18 protein-coding genes are annotated in these 24,275 nt (G+C 46.4%); 7 read left to right on the top strand and 11 right to left on the bottom strand.

Features of this window, described 5'->3' with window-relative positions; translation table 11 throughout:
* Window positions 1-106 precede the first annotated feature (106 nt).
* The gene (locus DXD65_RS08140) at window positions 107-1,957 is read left to right on the top strand and encodes a glycoside hydrolase family 13 protein (protein ID WP_057256382.1); all 1,851 of its coding nucleotides are present in this window, start codon (window positions 107-109) and stop codon (window positions 1,955-1,957) included.
* Between the two features lie 470 nt (window positions 1,958-2,427).
* On the opposite strand, the gene DXD65_RS08135 is transcribed toward DXD65_RS08140, so the two are convergent.
* Together DXD65_RS08135 and DXD65_RS08130 are read right to left on the bottom strand one after the other, a co-directional pair.
* On the bottom strand, window positions 2,428-3,438 hold the full coding sequence (locus DXD65_RS08135; RefSeq protein ID WP_005826798.1) for a class II fructose-bisphosphate aldolase: 1,011 nt from the start codon (window positions 3,436-3,438) through the stop codon (window positions 2,428-2,430).
* A 282-nt stretch (window positions 3,439-3,720) separates the two neighbouring features.
* Window positions 3,721-4,728 (bottom strand): endonuclease, encoded by a 1,008-nt coding sequence (locus DXD65_RS08130; RefSeq protein WP_005835947.1) that lies wholly within the window; start codon window positions 4,726-4,728, stop codon window positions 3,721-3,723.
* 188 nt (window positions 4,729-4,916) lie between these two features.
* On the opposite strand from DXD65_RS08130, the gene DXD65_RS08125 reads away from it, so the two are divergent.
* Both DXD65_RS08125 and DXD65_RS08120 read left to right on the top strand, forming a co-directional pair.
* Window positions 4,917-5,168: a type B 50S ribosomal protein L31 gene (locus DXD65_RS08125; protein ID WP_005835945.1), complete on the top strand. Its 252-nt coding sequence runs from the start codon at window positions 4,917-4,919 to the stop codon at window positions 5,166-5,168.
* A gap of 181 nt (window positions 5,169-5,349) precedes the next feature.
* Complete coding sequence (locus DXD65_RS08120) at window positions 5,350-6,876, top strand: M48 family metallopeptidase (RefSeq protein ID WP_117887536.1); 1,527 nt, start codon at window positions 5,350-5,352, stop codon at window positions 6,874-6,876.
* A 153-nt stretch (window positions 6,877-7,029) separates the two neighbouring features.
* Here the strand turns inward: DXD65_RS08120 and gcvT are convergent, their stop codons facing one another.
* The 3 genes from gcvT to DXD65_RS08105 form a co-directional block, all read right to left on the bottom strand.
* Window positions 7,030-8,118: a glycine cleavage system aminomethyltransferase GcvT gene (gcvT, locus tag DXD65_RS08115; RefSeq protein WP_117887535.1), complete on the bottom strand. Its 1,089-nt coding sequence runs from the start codon at window positions 8,116-8,118 to the stop codon at window positions 7,030-7,032.
* A gap of 31 nt (window positions 8,119-8,149) precedes the next feature.
* On the bottom strand, window positions 8,150-9,373 hold the full coding sequence (gene pepT, locus DXD65_RS08110) for a peptidase T (protein ID WP_005835942.1): 1,224 nt from the start codon (window positions 9,371-9,373) through the stop codon (window positions 8,150-8,152).
* 196 nt (window positions 9,374-9,569) lie between these two features.
* Window positions 9,570-10,982 carry an amidophosphoribosyltransferase gene (locus DXD65_RS08105; RefSeq protein ID WP_005826808.1) on the bottom strand — a complete coding sequence of 471 codons (1,413 nt, stop codon included), beginning with the start codon at window positions 10,980-10,982 and terminating at the stop codon, window positions 9,570-9,572.
* Between the two features lie 171 nt (window positions 10,983-11,153).
* On the opposite strand from DXD65_RS08105, the gene DXD65_RS08100 reads away from it, so the two are divergent.
* On the top strand, window positions 11,154-11,960 hold the full coding sequence (locus tag DXD65_RS08100) for a helix-turn-helix domain-containing protein (protein WP_005826809.1): 807 nt from the start codon (window positions 11,154-11,156) through the stop codon (window positions 11,958-11,960).
* Window positions 11,961-11,963: 3 nt separating this feature from the next.
* Here the strand turns inward: DXD65_RS08100 and DXD65_RS08095 are convergent, their stop codons facing one another.
* The 3 genes from DXD65_RS08095 to DXD65_RS08085 form a co-directional block, all read right to left on the bottom strand.
* Window positions 11,964-12,905, bottom strand: coding sequence for an EFR1 family ferrodoxin (locus DXD65_RS08095; RefSeq protein ID WP_117887534.1), 942 nt, complete (start codon window positions 12,903-12,905; stop codon window positions 11,964-11,966).
* A 205-nt stretch (window positions 12,906-13,110) separates the two neighbouring features.
* Window positions 13,111-15,273 (bottom strand): glycoside hydrolase family 97 protein, encoded by a 2,163-nt coding sequence (locus DXD65_RS08090; protein ID WP_005826812.1) that lies wholly within the window; start codon window positions 15,271-15,273, stop codon window positions 13,111-13,113.
* A 217-nt stretch (window positions 15,274-15,490) separates the two neighbouring features.
* Window positions 15,491-15,976: a DsbA family protein gene (locus DXD65_RS08085; RefSeq protein ID WP_005835937.1), complete on the bottom strand. Its 486-nt coding sequence runs from the start codon at window positions 15,974-15,976 to the stop codon at window positions 15,491-15,493.
* Between the two features lie 725 nt (window positions 15,977-16,701).
* Between DXD65_RS08085 and crcB the strand changes: the two genes are divergently transcribed.
* The 3 genes from crcB (at window position 16,702) to eno (ending at window position 19,119) form a co-directional block, all read left to right on the top strand.
* Entirely contained in the window at window positions 16,702-17,079 is a 378-nt protein-coding gene (gene crcB, locus DXD65_RS08080) for a fluoride efflux transporter CrcB (protein ID WP_117887533.1), read from the top strand.
* A 13-nt stretch (window positions 17,080-17,092) separates the two neighbouring features.
* A complete protein-coding gene (locus tag DXD65_RS08075; protein WP_016273353.1) occupies window positions 17,093-17,761 on the top strand; it encodes a pentapeptide repeat-containing protein in 669 nt (222 codons plus the stop codon).
* A 65-nt stretch (window positions 17,762-17,826) separates the two neighbouring features.
* Window positions 17,827-19,119 carry a phosphopyruvate hydratase gene (eno, locus tag DXD65_RS08070; RefSeq protein ID WP_117887532.1) on the top strand — a complete coding sequence of 431 codons (1,293 nt, stop codon included), beginning with the start codon at window positions 17,827-17,829 and terminating at the stop codon, window positions 19,117-19,119.
* A gap of 93 nt (window positions 19,120-19,212) precedes the next feature.
* On the opposite strand, the gene bglX is transcribed toward eno, so the two are convergent.
* The 3 genes from bglX to DXD65_RS08055 form a co-directional block, all read right to left on the bottom strand.
* Window positions 19,213-21,465, bottom strand: a complete 2,253-nt coding sequence (gene bglX, locus DXD65_RS08065; protein ID WP_005826828.1) for a beta-glucosidase BglX — start codon at window positions 21,463-21,465, stop codon at window positions 19,213-19,215.
* A gap of 2 nt (window positions 21,466-21,467) precedes the next feature.
* Entirely contained in the window at window positions 21,468-22,757 is a 1,290-nt protein-coding gene (locus DXD65_RS08060; protein ID WP_005826831.1) for a glycoside hydrolase family 2 TIM barrel-domain containing protein, read from the bottom strand.
* Between the two features lie 88 nt (window positions 22,758-22,845).
* Window positions 22,846-24,207, bottom strand: a complete 1,362-nt coding sequence (locus tag DXD65_RS08055) for a family 16 glycosylhydrolase (protein ID WP_005826833.1) — start codon at window positions 24,205-24,207, stop codon at window positions 22,846-22,848.
* Between the last annotated feature and the right edge of the window lie 68 nt (window positions 24,208-24,275).

Genomic DNA, 24,275 nt, shown 5'->3' with positions numbered 1-24,275 from the left:
AATGAAAACGTTTGCATAATATAATAAGGTACAGTAACGGAGAAAGATTAACTTTCTCCGTTATTTGTTTTAAATTAGCGCAAAAATTAACCGTAAAGTTACTATCATGAAAAAAGTATTCTTAATCTTGGGAACACTCTTACTCTCCCTCAGTACGTATGCAGCTATGAATGTGAACAAAATCGACCCTCCGTTTTGGTACACCGGCATGCAGAACCCGGAACTCCAGCTGATGGTCTATGGCGAAGGCATCGGCAACGCGGCAGTATCCGTCAATTATCCCGGCGTCTCATTGAGCAGCACCGTCAAGCTGGAAAGCAACAACTACCTCCTGGTCTATCTGAAACTGGACAAGGATGTAAAACCCGGCAAATTCAACCTCACCTTCACTGAAGGAAAAAAGAAACTCGTAAAGGAATATGAACTGAAGGCACGCAACAAGAAAGGTTGCGAACATAAAGGTTTCGACGCCTCCGACGCACTGTACCTGCTGATGCCCGACCGCTTTGCCAATGGCAATCCGGACAATGACCAGATTGCGGGCATGGCCGAGTACAAGATAGACCGCAATGACCCCAATGCACGCCACGGCGGTGACCTTGCCGGCATCGAACAACACCTGGACTACTTCTCCGACCTCGGCGTCACAGCCCTCTGGTTTACTCCGGTACTGGAAAACAACATGACCGGCGGTTCCTATCACGGCTATGCCACCACAGACTACTACAAGGTAGACCCGCGCTTCGGTACCAACGAAGAATACAAGCAACTGATTGAAAAAGCCCATGCACGCGGCATCAAAATCGTAATGGACATGATTTTCAACCACTGCGGCGTAGAGCATGTATGGATTAAGGACATGCCCTCCAAAGATTGGTTCAACAACCCCGACCACGAAAACAACTTCGTGCAGACCTCCTTCAAACTGACCCCGCACGTAGACCCTTATACTTCCCAGTACGATGCCGACCAGATGAACGACGGCTGGTTTGTACCTTCCATGCCCGACCTCAACCAGAAGAATCCTCACGTTTACCGCTACCTGGTACAGAACAGTTTCTGGTGGATTGAATTCGCCAACATCGACGGCATCCGCATGGACACTTACCCGTATGCCGACTATGATGCCATGAGCAACTGGATGAAAGAGCTCAACGAAGAATATCCCAACTACAACACCGTGGGCGAGACCTGGGTTACCGAACCCGCCTACACCGCCTGGTGGCAGAAGGATTCCAAGCTATCAGCCCCCAAGAACAGTAACCTCAAGACCGTTATGGACTTCAGCTTCTTCGATAAGATAAACACCGCCAAGAATGAACAGACCGAAACTTGGTTCAAGGGACTGGACCGCATATACAATAACTTCGTATACGACTTCCTCTACCCCAACCCCGCTTCCGTACTGGCATTCATCGAAAACCACGACACCGACCGCTTCCTGGGCGAAGGCAACAACCTTCCGATGCTGAAGCAAGCCTCTACCCTGCTGCTTACCACCCGCCGCATTCCGCAACTCTACTACGGAACGGAAGTCATGATGAATGGCGTGAAGAGCAAGAGCGACGGCTATGTCCGCAAGGACTTCCCCGGCGGATGGACCGGTGACGCAACAAACGCACTGACCCCAGCCGGACGTACCAAAATACAGAACGAGTGCTACGACTTCTACAAGACCATCCTAAACTGGCGCAAAGGAAACGATGTGATTGCCAAAGGCAGCATGGTGCAGTTCATGGTACAGAATGGTGTTTATGCCTACGCACGCCAGTACGAAGGCAAGACGATATTCGTGATGCTGAACGGTACAGATGCAGAGACCACCGTTCCTTTGAAATTCTACAAGGAAATCCTAAAAGACAGCAAGCAGGGAAAAGATATTCTTAGCGGCAAGGCCATCACCTTCGGTGAAGAGCTGAAGATGGGCCCCAGAGAATCATTAGTGATAGAATTATAACGCGCACTCCACACAGAGAGCTCATTCTTGCAAATCTCCCTTGCAGATAGCTTGCAGACACCTCGCCTGCCAGCCATCTGCAAGGGATTTTTAGTATGGAATAGGTGTCACGGGGATATGCTTTTCACCGGTCTCAAATATAGCTAATCTGTTAGTTCATAACGGTGAACACTTTGTTCCAGTATAGAGAAACAAAGTGTTCGGATATGTAGAAACAAAGTGTTCTTACGTATTGGAACGAAGTGTTTTTGCATATTGGAACGAAGTGTTCTCTTTATTGAAACAAACTGTTCAGTTAAGGGAAACAGACTGTTTTGTTAAAGGAAACAGACTGTTGTACACGTTGAAACATCCGCTTCTGAAATAACCGGCGAACTTAACCATCCCACAACACCGGCCTATATATAACAAGTCAGCCCTTGCAACATCAATATTGCAAGGGCTGACGCTATATTCGGATTATCTTTCGATTAGTCCAGTTGAGCCAATTTGTTCTCTGAACCAAGCACGTTGATGATTTTATGCTTGTACAGTTTTTCCATATTGTCACGAGCCGGACCCAGATACTTACGCGGGTCGAATTCTGCCGGTTTTTCAGCAAATGTCTTGCGGATAGCAGCTGTCATAGCCAGACGTGAGTCAGAGTCGATGTTGATTTTGCAAACAGCAGACTTGGCAGCCTTACGCAACTGCTCTTCGGGGATACCGATAGCAGCTTCCAGCTTACCACCATACTTGTTGATAGTATCAACTTCTTCCTGAGGAACTGAAGAAGAACCGTGAAGAACGATGGGGAATCCCGGAAGTTTCTCCATTACAGCATCCAGAACGGCAAATTCCAAAGGAGGAGGAACCAGACGACCGGTAGCAGGGTCAACGTGGCATTGTTCGGGTTTGAACTTGTATGCACCATGAGAAGTACCGATTGAGATAGCCAGTGAATCGCAACCTGTACGGGTAGCGAAGTCAATAACTTCTTCAGGATTAGTATATGTATGGTGTTCTGCAGAAACTTCATCTTCTACACCGGCCAATACACCGAGTTCGCCTTCTACAGTTACGTCGAACTGATGGGCATAGTCAACTACCTTCTTAGTCAGTGCAACGTTTTCTTCGTACGGAAGGTGTGAACCGTCAATCATTACTGAAGAGAAACCGGAGTCGATACAGCTCTTGCAAGTTTCGAATGTATCTCCGTGGTCAAGGTGAAGAACAATTTCAGGATGTTTGCAACCCAATTCCTTAGCGTACTCAACAGCACCCTGAGCCATGTAACGCAACAGCGTAGCGTTGGCATACTGACGGGCACCCTTAGATACCTGAAGAATAACCGGAGACTTTGTTTCAACTGCAGCCTTGATGATAGCCTGCATCTGTTCCATATTGTTGAAGTTGAATGCCGGAATAGCATATCCACCTTTGATAGCCTTAGCAAACATCTCTCTTGTGTTTACCAGTCCTAAATCTTTGTAATTAACCATTTTGTTTAAATTTTATTGTTAGTGAATTAAAATTCTACGCAAAAGTAATCATTATCCTTTAAAGTAAAGAACTTGACGGGAATAAAATATCCGGCTCATCCTACCAAATCCATTCTATTTTAAAGCTATTGGCTTCATTTAACAGATTATTGTAATCTCTATATTACAAACTCTTTGCATTTATCTCTGCCAGCCATACTTTTGCCATCTATACTTCTATCAACAAAAAAGCCGGAGAACATGTTTGCTCTCCGGCATCTGTTTACACATTATTATGTAATACTAATTTTTCAGATAGATGATGGTCGGCAAATGGTCACTGTAACCGTTCAGCCAAGTCCTGCCCCCATGCGTACGCAAGGGGGAACCTTTGTATTTGCCATCCTGCTGAATCAGATAATCGCGGATGAAAACTTCATTGTGATCATAGCGCAACCCTTTCTTAGCCTTCAGCAACGGTTTCGAAATGACAATCTGGTCAAACAAGTTCCACTTGCCCCGATAGAGCAATGTCCCCACTCCCTTGTCTTCCAGTGTCTCCCACCAGGGATTGTAGAATTCGCCTTTCTTCACCTGCTTCGGATATTTGCGTGCACCCAGCACCTCCATGCTTTCATCCATCGGGTCGTCATTCATATCCCCCATCACGATGAGTTTCAGCTTCTTGTCGCTACGCATCAGAGAGTCCTTCAAGGCCTTTACCTGCCTGGCTGCATGCACACGCACCGGTGACTTTGCCCCACGGGAGGGCCAGTGGTTCACTATCACGCAGACACGCTCTCCCGCCAGTTGTCCGTCCACAATCAGGAAGCCGCGCGTCAAGTGCACCGTATCCCCCTCAAAAGGAGTAGAAAGCACCAACTTTGAGTGGGTAACGCTGAACTGCTTCGGGTCGTACAGCAAGGCACAGTCGATGCCCCGTCTGTCCGGTCCTTCATAATGCACGAACTCATAATTGGAAATGGCCGGCTGCTTCACGAGGTCTTCCAGCACCCGGCTGTTCTCCGCCTCTGCCACACCGATGAATGCCGGACCTTCCGGCACTAAATCACGCGAAAGGGAACCCAACACTTTGGAAAGGTTCTGCAGCTTGGACTCATACTTCTTTGCCGTCCATTGGTAACTGCCGTCGGGCAGGAACTCATAGTCATTCTTACCTGCATCATGAATCGTATCAAACAAGTTCTCAAGATTGTAGAACGCAACACTATACAGTTTCCGTTCCGCATTTTGTGCCCCCAGCGTTGCCACGCACAGCCAGAAAGAGCATAAGACAAGTAGTTTCCTCATAAATTCACAAGATTAAGTCCTGCAAAAATCAGAAATAAAATGCGATAAACCTACTAAATAAAAATAAATCTGAATTTATTTTGTAGAGTCTCCAACTTGCACTATCTTTGCGCTCTGAAAAGAAGACCATTACACTATTTATTACCAAAATAGTAACAGAATATAAATTTTTAAAAGAAAATATCAAAATGAAAAAAGGTATTCATCCTGAAAATTACCGTCCGGTAGTATTTAAAGATATGTCAAATGGTGATGTATTCTTGTCTCGTTCCACTTGCAACACGAAAGAGACTATCGAATTCGAAGGTGAAACTTATCCGCTGGTAAAGCTGGAAATCTCCAGCACCTCTCACCCGTTCTACACAGGTAAGTCTAAGCTGGTTGACACTGCCGGTCGTGTTGATAAGTTCATGAGCCGTTACGGTAACCGTAAGAAATAATCAGTTTCAAGCAAACTGAAAAAAGGGAATCTTTCACTGAAAGGTTCCCTTTTTTGTTTCCGCCTCCCACTGCAGGACCGATAAATAGGGAATCTCCTATCACAGAATAGGGAAAAAAACGAGAAAGGGGAAAAACACTTCCCTATTTTTGTATCATCAAAACCGAAAACATATACTAATCATGAAACGACTTGCCACCCTATTCATCCTGACAATCCTTGTCGCAACGGCAGGATTTGCCAAGCCCAAAAAGTACAAAGATTTAAGCGGGAACATCGCTGTCAAAGGAGAATTGACAAAAGAGTACCGGCAATCTCCCGCCGGTACACCGGTCATTATCCGCCGGGTTGTCAAAATGAAAAATCCCGGTGAAAGCAGCAACAACATTTGCTATGCTGTCGAAATGAACGGCATACAAGAGACCATTCCTTTGAATGAGATGAACCACATTGCCATATCCGCTCCGCAAACCGACCGGGAATTCTGGCAGCAGATATATTTGAAAAACCATCTTTACGAATATTTCAGCGACCGCGGCTACAAGCACAAACTGCGCCAGGAAATCGACGAAGAGTGCCTGGACTATCTCGACAAACTGAATGAGATAGCCTATCAGGAAGATTACATCGTTTCGTACGTGCAGGGAGTGTTCTCCAAGTTGAACGCCACCACCATCGACAGCAATCGCGGGGAGAGTCTGAACATACGCATCATCCAGTCGCCCGAACCGGATGCCTTCATGCTTCCCAACGGCTCGATGGTTATCAGTACGGGCCTCCTCTGCATCCTTGATTCAGAAGACGAACTGGCGGCTGTCATTGCGTGCGAACTGGGACATTACGTTCTCGACCATCAGGTGAACAACATCTACCGTGCCGAGCGGCGTGCCAAACGTGCGGCTTTCTGGGCAGATGTCTTCGCTACTACCGCGAGTGCAGCCCTTGACGTCGCCTATTGGGATGATGACAAGGACGCTTATGCCGTTAGCCTGGTGGCTGACATCGGAGCCATCGCTTCTCTTTTGAGCATTCCGGCAACAGACCGGCTGGGGATGAAATACAAGACTTCCCAGGAAACGTCTTCAGACCGTATCGCACGCCAACTGCTGGCATTCAAGGGCTATAACCCCGACGGAGTTGCATCCGCCCTCAGCAAAATCATCGGTTATTACAACCTGCACCAACGCAGTAACGACATTCCCCGCTACGGCAGCATCAGCGACCTGCAAAAGCGCATAGAAAAGGCCGGCAAAGCCCATAACTTGAGCGCCCGTCCCTACCTCCGGACTACCAGTGATGTCATTTCCTTCAATGCAGCCATGAATTATGCCAACAAACAATATAAGGAAACCGCCCGGCTGATACGCAAGAACATCGACAACAGACTCGCCACAGACAATGACTACGTTATTCTGGTAAAGGCAGAAATGGCACTGTCCAATACGGAAGAAGTGAACAACCGCTGCCTCGCCATGCTTGACAAAGCCAAGGAACTGGCAGGGACAAGCCCCAATCTGGACATATATAAACAAAAAATCTTACTGCTGATGCGTATGAACAAGCAAGCCCAAGCCGCCGATATACTGAAGGAATACATCATCTTGCTTTCGGATTACGAAGGTCAAGGTATAGAAGGAGCAGAAAAGGAATGGACCGATAAAGAGATAGGTTGGGCGAACCGGATGCTGGACAGGATAAGCAGAATATAATAGAGGATGAAACAGGCTTTATTTTTTCAGGCGGAAGAACAAAAGAACATATTTACTTTTGTCTTTTTGTTCTTCCGTCTGAAAAATAAAGCCCATGTCAGTATCTAAGAAACAGTCATAAGGTGATTTTGGGATACACCCTCCTTCTTCTTATTACTGTTTGCGGAACGGCGGCTTCACAACCACAGCTTTCAGCTTACGTCCCCGCATGTCAATGCAGACTTCCGTACCGACTTTGCTGTACTCGGGTCTGATATACCCCATTCCGATACCAATCTTGCGGGTAGGCGACATAGTTCCGGAGGTAACCACACCGATGGCAGTACCGTCTGTACTATACAGCTCGTAACCATGACGGGGGATACCGCGGTCTATCATTTCAAATCCCACCAACTTACGGGTAGTGCCTTCCGCTTTCTGTTTTTCCAGCATCGGGCGATTGGTGAAGTTCTTTCCCTCCACAAACTTGGTAATCCATCCTAAACCCGCTTCAATGGGCGAAGTGGTGTCATCCAAATCATTGCCATACAAACAGAAGCCCATTTCCAGACGAAGCGTATCGCGCGCACCCAGACCAACTGGCTTAATGCCGAACTCCGCGCCTGCCTCGAACACGGCATCCCAAATCTTCATGGCAGCCTCCGGATAGAAGTAAAGTTCAAAACCACCCGCACCGGTATATCCGGTATTGGAGATAATGACATCCTTTTCTCCGGCAAACTCACCGTGGGTAAAAGTATAGTAAGGAAGGTCGGAAAGATTAATGGAAGTCAGCTTCTGCAAAGCCTGAATAGCCTTCGGTCCTTGCACAGCAAGCTGTGCCATGTGCTCGGAAGCATTTTCCAATTCAGCGCCTTCCGTGTTATGAGACACACACCAGTTCCAGTCTTTCTCAATGTTCGACGCATTCACGACAAGCAGGTATTTCTCCGGCTCATAATGATAGACCAGAAGGTCGTCCACAATGCCTCCATTTTCATTTGGGAAGCAGGTATACTGTACTTTCCCCGGTGTGAGGGCAGCTACGTTATTGGAAGTCACTTTCTGCAGAAAGTCCAAAGCATGGGGACCTTTCACCCAAAATTCTCCCATGTGTGAGACGTCGAATACACCGACACCCTGACATACTGTAAGATGCTCGTCAATGATGCCGGAATACTCGATAGGCATATTATATCCCGCAAACTCGTGCATCTTGGCACCCAGCGAGATGTGTTTTTCGGTAAACGGAGTGGTTTTCATGGAACTATTAGAGTTATGAGTTATGAATTATCTATTTGCTTGCTACGAGCTCGGCAATCTTGACGATGACGTTCATGGCTTTCTCCATGTTCTGGATAGGCACGAACTCATAGCGGCCGTGGAAGTTCAAGCCACCGGCAAAGATATTGGGACAAGGCAGGCCCTTGAAAGAGAGCTGGGCACCGTCCGTACCTCCGCGAATGGCTTTTACACGAGGCTCTACACCTACCGCCTTCATGGCGGCAAAAGCGGTGTCGATGATATGCATCACCGGTTCAATCTGCTCGCGCATATTATAGTATTGGTCGCGAAGTTCCAGAGTAGCGGTACCCGGACCGTATTCTTCATTGATTTTTGCCACAAGACGTTCCATCTCCTTCTTGCGCTCTTCAAAGCGGGTGCGGTCGTGGTCACGGATAATGTAAGAGACTGTTGTCTGCTCCACCTCGCCGGTAATGCCTATCAGATGATAGAAACCTTCGTAACCTTCGGTATGCTCCGGAGCCTCGTCAGCCGGAAGCATGGACATGAAACGGTTGGCAACGCGGATAGAGTTAATCATCTTATTCTTGGCATAGCCCGGATGCACATTCCGTCCCTTGAAGCTTATCTTGGCAGAGGCCGCATTGAAGTTCTCGAATTCAAGTTCACCCACTTCTCCGCCATCCATGGTATAGGCCCATTCGCAACCGAACTGCGCTACATTGAACTTATGGGCGCCCAAACCGATTTCCTCATCCGGATTAAAGCCGATACGAATTTTACCGTGCTTGATTTCGGGGTGCTCCTTCAGATATACCACCGCCGATACAATTTCGGCAATACCGGCTTTATCATCGGCACCAAGCAAGGTCTTGCCGTCGGTCACAATCAAATCTTCCCCTTGATGGTCGAGCAGTTCGGGGAACTGGGCAGGAGAAAGAACCACATTCTCTTCGGCGCAAAGAACAATGTCCTTACCGTCATAATTCTGCACGATACGCGGAGAAACATTCTTGCCACTCATATCGGGGCTTGTATCCATGTGGGCAATAAAGCCGATGACGGGCAACGGCTTGTCTGTATTGGCAGGAAGAGTGGCGAACAGATAACCATTTTCGTCCAACGTGATTTCTTCCAGACCCAAAGATTCCAATTCTTCTTTCAGATACCGGGCAAACACCATTTGCCCCGGAGTACTCGGAGTAATCTCAGTCTCTTCACTGGACTGAGTATCGAAGCTTACGTACTTTAAAAAACGTTCTACTAAAGTCATGATGAATAATGATTAGTGATTAATGGTTAGTGATTAATGGTCAGTGATTAGTAATTGGCGAAAAGCATTATCCGAATGGCATTAATCATTAATCACTAATCATTAACCACTATTTTGTGCTGTAAAGATAAAAAAAGGGGCGTGAACTGCCAAGCAATTCACGCCCCTTTTTTATTTCTTAAGGACAAAATGTCAATCAAAAATGGCTGCTACCATCAAAACAATGCGTACATATCTTACACTTAGGCAATCCGATAGCTTCAACCAGAGTTTCCAACGTATTGAACTTCAAGGATGAAAGTCCGAAACGCTCGCGGATAACGTCCACCATCTTTTCGTATTCGGGTGAGCCAGTAGTGGCATACTTATCGAGATTCTTATTCTCGTCACCCTCCAGCTCCTTGATGACACGACGGGTAATCAGCTCCATGTCGCTTTTGGAAGCCGTGAATCCTACAAACGGGCAGCTATATATCAATGGAGGACAAGCAATCCGGATATGCACCTCCTTGGCACCATACTCATACAGCACCTTCACATTGTCGTGCAACTGAGTCCCCCGGACAATAGAGTCATCACAGAACAGCAGACGCTTACCCTCGAGCATGGCACGATTGGGAATCAGCTTCATCTTTGCCACCAGCGAACGCAATTCTTGCTTGCTGGGAGTAAAACTACGAGGCCAAGTCGGAGTATATTTGGAAATGGCACGATGATAAGGAACTCCTTTACCTTCGGCATACCCAAGCGCCATACCTACACCCGAATCAGGAATGCCGCAGGCACAATCCACCTCTGACTTATCTGTCTGTGCCATCTTGAAACCGGAGGCAAAACGCACTTCCTCCACATTCTTACCTTCGTAGCAGGAAGTGGGAAAACCGTAATATACCCATAGGAAGGAACAAATCTGCATTCCCTCATCAGGCTTGCGCATCTGTTCCACACCATCGGCACGCAGGCGAACAATCTCTCCGGGTCCCAAATAACGGTCTATCTCATAACCAAGATTCGGAAAGCTGCTCGACTCACTTGTGGCGGCATACGCTCCGTCTTTCTTGCCAATCACAATCGGAGTACGTCCCCAGCGGTCGCGAGCGGCAATGATGCCGTCTTCCGTCAATAACAGCATGGAGCAAGAACCTTTGATATGCTTATACACATTTTCAATTCCTTCGACAAATGTCTTTCCTTGTATAATAAGGAGGGCGATAAGTTCCGTCTGATTGGTTTTGCCCGAACTGAGTTCGGCGAAGTGCATGTTTTGGGCCAACAGTTTTGTTTCCAGTTCTTGCAGATTTACTATTTTGGCTACCGTTACAATGGCAAAGCGACCAAGGTGGGAGTTGAGGATAAGGGGTTGAGGGTCTGTATCGCTGATGATTCCTATTCCGGAATTTCCTTTGAACTTATCCAGTTCATCCTCAAACTTCGTGCGGAAATAAGTGCTTTCCAGATTGTGAATGGAACGGGTAAACTGCTCCGTTTCTGCATCGTATGTAGCCAACCCACCACGTTTTGTCCCTAAATGTGAATTATAATCTGTGCCGTAAAACAAATCCGCCACACAGCTTGTTGCCTTGGCGACTGTTCCGAAAAAACCTCCCATAAGTTCTGTTTTGTTATTGGTTTCTAAAATTAACGGATGCAAAGGTATGAAGAATTTGCGAAATTCGGGCAGATTTGAAATGAATAAAAAAGGCAATATATTTCTTGCCCACAATAGAAGTTATATTATTGGAAACATATACTTTTGTGATCGAAACCAAACAACTGTATAATGGGAGAAACCGCAAATATTATAATAGCCGATACTCTTCAAGGTCTGGGGACGGACGCATACAGTGGCTATCTTGCACACGCCCTCTGTCTGTCAGGAATCTGCCGATTGAAGTACAATGGAGAGGAACGCGAGCTACGTGCCGGCGACCTGATGATTGTCCGCAAAGGAAAACTGGTAGAGAAAATTCAACCTTCAGAAGATTTTCGCGTAAAGGTCATCTATATCGCATCGGGCTTTGTGGTGCTGAGTACACCACAGAACAACTACGGCATGAAAGGGCAACTTTCCCTATTTCTCAATCCTATCATGTCCCTGACTACCGAACAGCAAGAGCTATGTCTCCGGGATTTTGAACAAGTGGAATACAGACTCCGGAATACAGACCATCATTTCCATCGCGATATGCTTATCGCCTCCACACAGATGTTGATACTCGACTTCTTCGATTTCCACTCCCATCTATATGGCGAGGACAATATCTCTGTACAAAATGCTTCCATCATGAGCCGTTTCCTCAACATGCTGGAGAACGGAACTTTCCGCGAGCATCGTGAAGTGACCTATTATGCCGACTGCCTATGTGTCACCTCCAAATATCTTTCGGAAGTTTCCAAGAAAGTAAGCGGTTATACAGCAAACTACTGGATAAACCGTTATACCACACTCGACATCTCGCGTTTGCTGCGCGACAAATCACTAACGTTCGTCCGTATTTCCGATATGTTCGGTTTTTCCTCTCCTGCTTATTTTAGCCGTTACGTACAACAACATCTGGGTGTAAATCCGACAAAATACAGAGGTTAATGATTATAGTTTTTGATTGTTTGCCCGTTTCAGATCTATTAGCGAAATATGCTCATTACGATAGCGGGCATTGGGGTTCTTCTCCGTTCCGTCAGGAAAAGAGCCATCTTCCTGCTTTATGAACTGAATAGCCTTCTGCGGACAATTCTGTATGCAGGCAAAACAGAACTCGCAGTCACCGGACGTCTTCACTCCTCTCGACGTCAGCTCATAGTTGCCGCGCGGACAAACGTAGGTACAGATGCCACAGTCAATACAAGCATCGGTCACGGTAAAGAACTTCTCGCTTTTCATCAGGAAGCCCACCTCGGGGTCGAGTCCACTCCGCTGCATAAAACCTTGGTGCTGTTGCCGTTCCTCCTCCGTCACCGGTTCGTGCCAATGCTGCCGACTGTTGATATCTGCCGTTATCTTCTGCAAGTTCTCGGGGATGTGCTTGTCTATCTTGAGTTGCTCGTTCATGTCGAAGTTGGGTAGCCAGTTATCCACCATGATGATAGTGCTGATATAGTCGAACGCATTGTCGGCTTTACGGGATATACGGTCCCAAATCTCTACCGCATCGCACTTCCTTGCACCATAGGTGAGGACAGCAAACTTGTATTCTGCCTTCAGTTTTGCTTTCTGAATGAACTGCCGTACCATATAGGGAGGCATATGACCGTAGATGGGATAAACGATGCCGATTTCATCTGCCTCAAATTCATACTTCCCCCGTTTCACCATCTGAGGGATACTCAACAATTCTGCGTTCTCTCCAGCCAACTGACGGGCGATGTAAAGACTGTTACCCGTTCCGGTAAAATAAAAGATGATACGCTTACTCCTTTTTGTTTCGCAGGATGCCAACGAGAGTAGGCCGGAAGATGCGATAGCACTGCTCATCACGGCAAATCCCATACGCTTTAAAGCCTCCCGACGACTGATTTTCTTATCCGTATTCATATCTCTGATTTTTAATGATTATGCAATCTGTTATCTGAGTGCAAAAATAAAGGTTTCCCCAAAGAACGAACTTACCAAAAACTCGGGTCTTGATGCTATTTTTACGGTATAAGAATGAGCTTACCCTAACACAAAAAAAGCCCCGCAAAGATTGGACTTCTGCGGGGCCTCACTAATGCCTAATAAAAACTCTTTCTACCCTAAATTATCTCCACTTCTTCACAGCTTTCTTGTCAGCCGGAGTCGCTTCAATCAAGCTCAATGCAAAACCACCGCTACGCGCTTCCTTCACGGACATTTTGGTCTTGCTGGTTACGATACCCTTCTTTATCTGATAAGAAGTAGGGTTCTCCTTGTAATCAGCATCTTTACCGTCGGCATAGAGAGTGGCTACGTATTGCTTGCCCGGTTCAAGGAAGTCGAGCGTAAAGTTGGCTGTACGTGCATTCTCGTCTGTAATACCTCCAACAAACCAGTTGCCGGTTCCTTTTGCCTTACGGGCCACGGTAATGTAATCACCCGGTTCTGCTTCAATGTACTTGCTGTCGTCCCAGTCTACTGCCACATCCTTGATGAATTGGAAAGCATCCATGTGCTTTTCGTAGTTCTCAACCAAGTCGGCAGCCATCTGCAACGGGCTGTATAAAGTTACATACAGAGCGAGTTGCTTAGCAAGTGTAGTCTGCACTTGTCCGTGGGGCAAATCGCCCATAAAGTCAAGTTTGGTATCGAAGATACCCGGTGTATAATCCATCGGACCGCCAATCAAGCGGTTGAATGGAAGCAATGTGGTATGGAACGGTTTGCTACCGCCGAATGCCTCATATTCAGTTCCTCGTGCAGATTCGTTGCCAATCAAGTTAGGATAAGTACGGCACAAACCGGTAGGGCGTACAGCTTCGTGCGCATTTACACAAATTTTGTAGTCGGCTGCCTTCTTCACGGCATAGAGGTAGTGGTTGTTCAGCCATTGCCCATAATGATGTTCACCACGGGGAATCATATTACCTACATATCCGCTCTTCACGGCATTGTAGCCATTATCCACCATAAACTGATAGGCCTTGTCCATGTGACGTTCGTAGTTGCGCACCGAACCGGATGTCTCATGATGCATCATCAGCTTCACGCCTTTGCTCTTGGCATATTCATTCAGCATCTTCACGTCGAAATCGGGATAAGGGGTCACAAAATCGAATACATAATCCTTGGATTTGCCAAACCAGTCTTCCCAGCCTTCATTCCAGCCTTCTACCAATACTTGGTCCAGACCGTGCTCGGCTGCGAAGTCGATGTACTTTTTTACATTTTCGTTAGTGGCACCGTGACGGCCATTGGGCTTCATTTTGGAGTAGTCCACTTCACCCAGTTTGATGGAGGGAAGGTCGTCTGTATATGCCCAGGTGCTCTTACCTGCAATCATTTCCCACCATACACCTACGTATTTCACGGGCTTAATCCAGGAAACGTCCTCGTAAGCACAAGGTTCGTTCAAGTTCAGCGTGATTTTAGAGGCAAGGATGTCACGAGCATCGTCGCTTACGATAACCGTACGCCACGGTGACGTGCAGGGAGCTTGCAGATAACCTTTATCGCCTACTGCATCGGGAGTAAGCCAAGATTCAAAAACAAAATTCTTATCATCCAGATTCAAGTGCATGCAAGAGTAATCCACCAAAGCAGCCTCGTGCAAGTTGATGTACAAACCATCAGCAGTCTTCATCTGCAAAGAAGTCTGAACACCGGTGGGCGAAAACGGGGTTTGCGAAGAGTTAGGCGTAATGGCCCCTTTCATCAGCCCGCGGATTTCAGAAAGTTTGGATTCTGTGTAGTCATATTCCTGCGTATCGTAGTCGCCCGGAATCCAGAAGGCAGTGTGGTCGCCAGTCATGGCAAACTGAGTACGCTCCTCTTTAATCACGAAATAGTTCAGGTTCTTCTGCAAAGGGAATTCATAGCGGAAGCCCATACCATCGTCGAACAAACGGAAGCGGATAATGATGTTCCTATCCTGCGCCTTTTGGTTGAGCGTCACAGCCAGCTCATTGTAGTGGTTACGGATTTGCTTTACTTCACCCCATACCGGTTCCCAAGTCTCGTCGAAAGTGGAAGTCTTTGCATCCGCCATCGTGAAGCCATTCATCAGACCGGGGTCGTTCTTCAGTTCGAGTCCTAATTTGGAAGGGTTAATCACCGGCTTTCCTTTGTAAGAAAGTTCGTAAACGGGTTCGCCTTGCGCATTTACCGAAAAATTCAATTGAAGTTGTCCGTTGGGAGAGGTAATACTCTCTGCCATTGCTACGCCGCTCACCAACAAAACGAGCAGGAAGCAGGCTAATTTTGTACAGATTGCTTTCATGTTTCTCATGCTATATTTATAAAATTATGTTCCAGATGCAAATATAGGCAGGAAAGAAATACACTCTGACGCAATTAAACTAAAATGATGATGATTTGTCGGCAAACGTTTGCATGAAAACCAACTTCCCTTGAACAATATCCTGCCTACAAACAAAATAGAAGGAGAAGTATCGCTACGAAAACTTCGCCCTCCATATTTTTACAACTTTAATCGTGCACTGGAATTATCCCAAAGGATTTTCACCTTGGTCCCCGTCATTGCCTCCCGAAGGATTGGAGTTATCCCCTCCACCATTGCTACTTCCATCCGTATAGTCCGTATCGGGAACCACCATCTTGGTGACGCTCATATTGCCCAACATTTGACTAAAAGCTTTCCCCGGAAAAAACAGAATACGTTTACGGACAATGTTACTGGCCGAAACGCCAGCCTCCGTATCAGCACTCTTCCCTACAAAAGAAGGGCGGAACAATCCGAAATCACCTAAACGAACAGTCTTTCCATCGTCTATTTCTTCCGACATGATGTCCACCAGTCCTGCAGCCACTAAGTCCACCGTCTTTCTGTGAATACCAAGAATACGGCTCACTTTGGCACACAACTTATCAAAATCCAATTCACCCGCTCCTACGGATTTAGCTACATACTTTACATTTTTGTCCTTGTCAAAACCAAAGATTCTCTTTGCCACTACATACTGAAGTCCCATAATTTTTAATGTTTTAGAAAGTTAATATAATAATGTAATAAATAGGCCGAAGCCTTTTCCTCTCTTTCAAGAAGTGGAGATCCATCGTGAGGCCTCAACGATAAACTTTCATTCTCTTGAATTCGATGTTGCAAAGTTAGGGTGTGAATGACGGGAATACAAGGAAATGACATCTACAACCAATTTCGTTAAAACTCTAAAAAACAACAAATTAAGAACAACCCTTCTCTACAAGTGAAGAAAGAAAGGCAGGAAGAGAATGAGAAGGAATGGATACAATCTCTACAGCCAATGAAAATAAATCGCTGATTATCAAGACAAGGTTCTAGAGAGGTCTCTACAATATGGCATTTGAACGGTTAAGACCTCAATTTCAAGAGTGGCTCAAGTTTCACTAGTTATTACCGTATCCAAAAATACAGACAAACCAGTCATCCTTCCAAAGCCCCTTCTACTCGTTTACTAAAATCTCCCGGACATTTTACTAAATCTCCGGCAACGATTTACTAAATCTTCCTCCAAGATTTAGTAAATCGCTTCTGCCCCATCACGAACTATCCGGAACCAAGATTGGCAATCACTCATATCAAATATCAAAATTATATACATCCCACCAATAACTACTTCCCCCAGTACAGAATCGCTTTATGAAATTTCGGGCTATGATTTACTGAAATTCCTTTGTCTTCACTACCTTTGCAGCCAAAACCAACCCCAGAAAACCTATGACTAGATTACTGATAGCTATATTCCTTGGCGGCGGTACCGGCAGCGTACTGCGCTACTGCGTGCAGATGATGCTCCACGAGCGCATAGTCCCCTACTCTTTCCCATGGACTACATTCACAGTCAATATCCTCGGAAGTTTCCTCATCGGGCTATTCTATACCTTATCCGCCCGTTTCAACCTTTCTACTGAGGTACGGCTGTTGCTGACTACCGGTCTGTGCGGAGGATTCACCACCTTCTCCACTTTCAGCAATGACGGACTGATTCTGATAAAGCAAGAATTCTACGGAATGTTTGCCTTATATACCTTATTAAGTATCACATTAGGAGTCCTGGCAGCCTTCGCCGGCGGCGCCTTCGGACGCTGTATATAACCCACCCCCCCCTATGAAACCCAGCAAGCCTTTTGTCATGCCTCCCGTACGCATCATCCCTCCTACCTTAGAGGGACAAAGTGAAAGTTCCAAATCATTGGAAGAATGGCTGAATACGGAAGAAACTGTCAGAGACCTTCACTTCGGTAAACGGACAGAGGAACACATGGAGTATTCCTACAAAAGCATCACCAACTGTACTTTCAGTCATATCCAATTCAGCGCCTGCAAACTGAAATCCTGCCATTTCACTGATGTACGTTTTGAACATTGCGACCTTTCCAACATCTCATTTGCCGAAAGTTCTCTGTTCAGAGTGGAATTCATATCCTGCAAACTGGTGGGAACCAATCTGCCGGAAACAATATTGAACCATCTGACAATGAAGGACTGCAATGCCAGATACCTCAATCTTTCCATGAGTAAAATCAATCAAGCCCGCTTCACCTCTTGTGACTTGCGCAACAGCGACGTCAACGACTGCAAACTTGCCTCCATCGCCTTTGAAAACTGTGAGCTGGTAGAATCCGAGTTTTCACACACCCCTCTAAGAGGAATCGACTTGAGCGACTCGCACATAGGAGGTATACGCCTCAACCTGCCCGACATACGGGGAGCCATCGTCAATACTTCCCAAGCCATGGAGTTGACTGCTCTTTTAGGCATTACAATAAAGGATTAAAAACGAAAAACAATTCCTTGTTTTCATTTGTTAGTAAGATAGTTTATAATTAAAATTGACTGAATATGAAAATAGAGAAGATTATCGGACGTGAAATCCTCGATTCAAGAGGTAACCCAACTGTAGAAGTAGACGTAACCTTGGAATCCGGCTTCATAGGCCGTGCATCTGTCCCGTCAGGAGCATCCACGGGAGAACACGAAGCATTGGAACTGCGTGACGGTGACAAAAAACGTTACGGAGGCAAAGGTGTCCTGAAAGCCGTGGACAATATCAATAATATCATTGCTCCCAAGCTCATCGGTATGTCCGCCCTCGACCAGATGGGTATCGACCATGCCATGCTTGCACTGGACGGAACCAAAACGAAAGCCAATCTGGGTGCCAATGCCATCCTCGGCGTATCTCTTGCTGTAGCCAAGGCTGCCGCCGCTTACCTTGACATCCCACTCTACCGCTATATCGGCGGAACAAACACATACGTGATGCCTGTACCGATGATGAACATCATCAACGGCGGTTCGCACAGTGACGCTCCCATTGCGTTCCAGGAATTCATGATACGCCCCGTAGGTGCCACGTCTTTCCATGAAGGTCTGCGTATGGGTGCCGAAGTGTTCCACGCACTGAAGAAAGTGCTGAAAGACCGCGGCCTCAGCACAGCAGTAGGTGATGAAGGAGGCTTTGCTCCTAATCTGGAGGGTACAGAAGATGCCTTGAACTCCATCATTGCCGCTATCAAGGCTGCCGGATACGAACCGGGCAAAGATGTAATGATTGCCATGGACTGCGCTTCTTCCGAGTTCTACCATGATGGCATCTACGATTACACCAAATTCGAAGGCGAAAAAGGCAAGAAACGTACTGCCGACGAACAGATTGACTATCTGGAAGAGTTAATCAACAAGTATCCCATCGACTCCATTGAAGACGGCATGAGCGAGAACGACTGGGACGGCTGGAAGAAACTGACCGACCGTATCGGCAACCGCTGCCAGTTGGTAGGCGACGACTTGTTCGTCACCAATGTGGACTTCCTCGCAATGGGTATCGAAAAAGGCTGTGCCAACTCCATACTGATTAAAGTAAACCAGATAGGTTCGCTGACCGAGACACTGAACGCCATCGAAATGGCACACCGCCACGGATATACCACCGTGACTTCCCACCGTTCCGGCGAAACCGAAGATGCAACCATTGCGGACATAGCCGTAGCTACCAACAGCGGACAAATCAAGACCGGTTCGCTGAGCCGCTCGGACCGTATGGCAAAGTACAACCAACTGCTTCGCATCGAAGAAGAGTTGGGAAACAATGCGGTGTATGGATATAAGAAAGTTATAAGTGATAAGCGATGAGTTATTTGCCGGAAGGCGGGGCTTATAAAGAAGAAAGCAGAAGGGGCGAACCGTCACGGTCCGCCCCTTCTCTTTTTAACCTTAAATCAACAATCAATCTACTACCTTAAAGAAAACTTCTTCTCCACTTTGGCTATCCGGTGCCACCCAAAGAGCAAAGTCTCCGGCTTCCACCGTCTTCACCATATCTATATTCCAGAAAGCAAGTTCACTTATCGGAAGTTCAAACGATACATTTTTCTTCTCACCCGGCTTCAATGTGACGCGAGCAAAGCGTTTCAGCTCTTTCACCGGACGGGTCACCGAAGCAAACTTGTCCTGCACGTAAAGCTGGGCTACCTCGGTACCTTCATACTTTCCGGTATTCTCAAGGTCGAAAGTCACAGTCAGCACATCTTCCTTCTTCAGATTGGCAGACGAGAGTTTCACATTATCATATTTGAACGTCGTATACGACAGACCGTAGCCAAACGGATACAGCGGATCGAAACCTGCATCCATATAGAAAGAAGTACATCCCAACGAAGTCTGCCCCGCTTCTAACGGAATGTCATTCAGCAAAACCTCATTCCGCGTAGCCGGACGTCCGGAACTGTTATGAGCATAATAAACCGGTATCTGTCCTACCATCTTCGGGAAAGTCACCGGAGTCTTGCCACTTGGCACAGCCTTACCCCACAGCAAGTCGGCCAATGCCGGTCCTCCCATGGTTCCGGGATGGAACGAATAAAGTACAGCTGACGAGAGTTCGACTTCCTTTCCTATGGTCAACGGACGCCCTGCCATTACGACAGTAACCACCGGTTTTCCTGTTTTCGCCAAAGCGGCAATCAGTTCGCTTTGCGCACCTTGCAGGTTCAGGTCGGCCAGGCAATGCGCCTCTCCTGAAAGAATAGCCTCTTCGCCTACAAACGCCAAAATAACATCAGCACGTGCAGCGGCAGCAGCGGCTTTGGCAACACCTGCCATATTCTTGTCACGGCTATAAGTCAGACCCGGCTCGTATATCACCTGCACTTTGTCCCCCACCAGTTCCTTGATAGCCTTCAACGGTGTCACGGTTTTTGTCTTGTCACCATCAAATATCCAGGTACCCAATTGGTCATAAGGTGCATTTGCCATCGGACCTACCACAGCAACCGTCTTTACCGAAGATTGCAAAGGCAATGTCTCCTTTTCGTTCTTCAACAAGATGGCCGATTCCACAGCAGCTTGCTTGGCAGCCTCCAGATGAGAAGGAGCATAAAGTTCCTCTATCCGTTTCTCATCCACATAAGGATTATCAAACAGTCCCAACCGGAATTTGATACGCAGAATATTCCGCACGGCATCGTCTATAGCAGACTTCTTGACCTTACCTTCTTTTATCAATTCCGGCAATTCCTTGACAAACGTATAGCTGACCATCTCCATATCCACACCAGCATTCACCGCCTTCATTGCTGCCTCTTTAGAATCGGCAGCAAAGCCATGTGCCATCATTTCGGCTACCGAAGCCCAGTCTGACACTACTATTCCATCAAATCCCCATTCACCACGAAGCACATCTTTCAAAATAAAAGTGTTTCCGGTAGACGGTGCTCCGTCATTGTCATTAAACGAAGTCATGAAAGTGGCTGCCCCTGCCTTGGCCACAGCTTCAAAAGGAGGAAGGTATACATCCCTCAAACGACGCTCCGGAATGAAAGTGGAATTATAATCACGCCCGCCCTCGGCAGCACCATAACCTACAAAATGTTTAGGACATGCGGCTATGGAAGTCGGACTGTTCAGCGAATCTCCCTGGAAACCTTCAACCATAGCAACACCCATCACTGAAGTCAAATAAGTATCTTCGCCACATCCTTCGGCCATACGCCCCCAACGGGGATCGCGAGCCACATCTATCATCGGCGCAAATGTCCAGCGGATACCCACGGCAGAAGCCTCCACAGCCGCTACCCGTGCACCATCCTTAGCCACCTGCGGGTTGAAAGATGCCGCTTGTCCCAAGGGAATAGGGAATATGGTCTTGAAACCATGGATTACATCACGCGCCATCAGCAAGGGGATGCCCAAGCGGGACTCCTCCATTGCCACACGCTGCAAGGCATTGACACGCACCGGATCTACTTCATTCAGGATAGACCCGACTTCACCTTTCTTTATCAATCCGCTCATATCCTCTATGTTGCCATAAGAAGAAATCTGGTTCATCTGCCCTATCTTTTCCTCCAATGTCATACTGGACAACAGCGTTTCTATTTTCTGCTCGATGACTGCGTCATTTTTTGTATCCTGCACTTGAGTACAAGATATAAAAGGAAGCAGCAATAAACAAGCAGAGAGCATTTTCATTGTTTTCATCTTTAATCTATTACTTGAAATGGAATATTTGCTGTTGAGACAAAGCCCGTATTATCAAGTACATATACGTACAAACGATATTCCCCGGGAACTTTAATCATAGTCTCATACACATTCTTGTCTGACACGGCCACGTCACCCATTCTTTCCGGACGTGGCTCATAAGAACCTCCAAAACCCAAGACTGTAGCCTCTTTCAGTACTTCCCACACATAAGCCAAAGAATCGTTCTCCTTATCTGTGACGGAAACCTCCGCCTTAAATAAAGTACCTGCTTTGATACGGACATTATCAATGGCACTTTTACCATCGATAGTCATGCCCCGAACTATCGGAGCCGTTTCATCCAATTCCTTGCCGGTCCACACTCTTTGCATGGCCTCCACCATAGGAGTTTTCTCTCCTTTCAATGGCAGTGAATCCACCTTATCCTCTACAAACATACTGAACCAAGTAGGCGTACGTTCTTCTTTTTGTCCCCACAAGAATACAAAAGAGCCCAAGCAACGGGTATTGGCAGAAATATATTGCGTATAACGCTCTTCGTATACCTGCCGTTTTTCTTCACTGGTCTGCTCTATGGGTGCCTTCCACTCGGTTGACGCTGTTTCCCACCAACCGGTCGGTCCCCACTCGGTAATCATAAATGCACCCTTGTAGTCCGACCGGTCAACAACAGCCTGCACCTCTCCCATCGGACCATATACATTGATGCCCACATAATCGAGAGACGGAGCATACTTTGCCACAGAGTCCAATGCCGACGGATTGTAGGAAATCACTGTCGAAACCAGATGACGCTTGTCTATCGACTTAATCAGCTGTGCCAGTTCTTCCACAAAATTCCATGCGGCAGCTATATTAGCATTTCCCAACTCAATTTCATTGCCAATACCCCAAGCCAGCAAACTCGTATCATTCTTGAACGTTTCTGCCAACAAGCGGACTTCTTCGCGCATCTTGTTCTTATATTCATCATCGTAATAGCGTATAGAGTCTTTGGTCATGCCTATTCCCTGCATTACGTACATGTTGTGCTCCGAAGCCAATGCCAGGTTTTTCTTTATCTCCTCCACATTACCTCCCCAGGTTCTGAAGGCATTGGCACCACTCTGGGCGGCAATGTCCAACCGATATGTGCCGCCTACGCCTTTAATATAGGTTTCTCTTCCGTCAATGGAAAGTTTATAACCGTCTGCCGCTTTCTCTATTACAATACCGTCTAGAGAAGAAGGAGAACAGGCAGACAACAAAACTAAACAGATAAAAATAAATATTTTTTCTTTTTTCATTATCAATTGTCCTAAAGCATAAGGTATTTATGTTATAAATAAAAAACATTCAGCCTTCATATTTAAATAAAATTTAAATATGAAGGCTCTATTTTTTCTGAAACACGCGTACATAGTCCACCTTCATCGTTACAGGAAGAGCAGACTCATCCACACCGTTCATTCCACCCCAATCACCGCCCCAAGCCAGATTCAGAATGGGATAGAAAGCATAATGGAAAGGCCATTGATTATGACCAGCTCCCAATTGTTGCTTGGTAACAGCCAACTGTACCTTGCCATCCACGTATGTAGTGATGGCATCTTCTGTCCACTCTAAAGCATAGAGATGAAATTCTCCTTCTGCCTGTTCTATAGTCATGGCATGTGTTTTCTGCGTACCTATAGTATGATTATAATCTTGCGTATGGATAGACGAAGAGACTTCGTTGGGTACGACTCCCACTTCCTCCATAATGTCTATTTCACCACACATGGGCCATGGGTTAGTATTCCAGTCATTACCAACTGGCATCATCCAAAAAGCCGGCCACGTCCCCTTGCCTTCAGGCAACATGATACGTGCTTCAAAATAGCCATATTCCCAACCAGTATTCACTTTAGCATACACACGACCAGAGTAAATTTTACCATCGGAGCCTTTGAAACAATTAATATTCAACTTACCGTCCACAAGTTCTGTCACACGCTTTCCGTCAGCAGAACCATTGACGTAATTTTGAAGTTCATTATTTACCCACCCTGCTCCTTGAACCTCGTGTGTCCAATCATTGCCAAGAGATGTGCCCTCATTAAATTCATCATGCCAAACCAACCGATACCCCTCAGGAGTATTGATATCCAGATCTTCAGCCGATTCTTGAATAACTGTTACCGTTACTTTCTCTGCACCAGCCACAACCTCAACTGTACCCGTACGGGAAATCTTTGCATCATTAGCTAAAGTGGTCACAACAATTTCCCCACTATTTTTTTCTGCGCTAATCCAACTATCATTGGATTTCACATTCCATTCGCCAGAAGCAATAACAGATAAGACAAAAGATTCTCCTATAGAATTAGAATACAACTCAGTCTGTGACACTGATAAAGGAGCCGCTTGCGTAAGAGGAATAGATACACGAGTAGCACCAGATTTAACCACCACCGTACCAGTACGAGAAGTAGTACCCGTATGAGCACTGACTATAACTGTCGCTGTGCCTTGGCTAGAAGAAGAACCCATTACATTTACTTTGACCCATGAACTGCAATCATCAGAGGCAAAAGCTGTCCACTCTTTACCAGAACAAACCACATTCACCACATATTGGCTAGCTTGTGCAACAGCCTCTATCTTTTCAGGAGAACATTTAATGGTAACATCCTCGGATTGCGGTTCCTTGTCATCGCTACTGCCACAAGCAATCAACGAAAACAAAAGAATAGATAATAGACAATAGTATTTCATATATATATATATTTTACAACATAAGTAGAGAAAAAGGGAAAGGATGAAACTCCAGCAATTGCCAAGAT

Origin of the sequence: Bacteroides sp. 4_1_36 (assembly GCF_003466325.1) — a bacterium.
GTDB lineage: Bacteria > Bacteroidota > Bacteroidia > Bacteroidales > Bacteroidaceae > Bacteroides > Bacteroides uniformis.
Note: the sequence above shows the minus strand (reverse complement) of the source record. Positions and strands in the feature narration are given on the sequence as shown.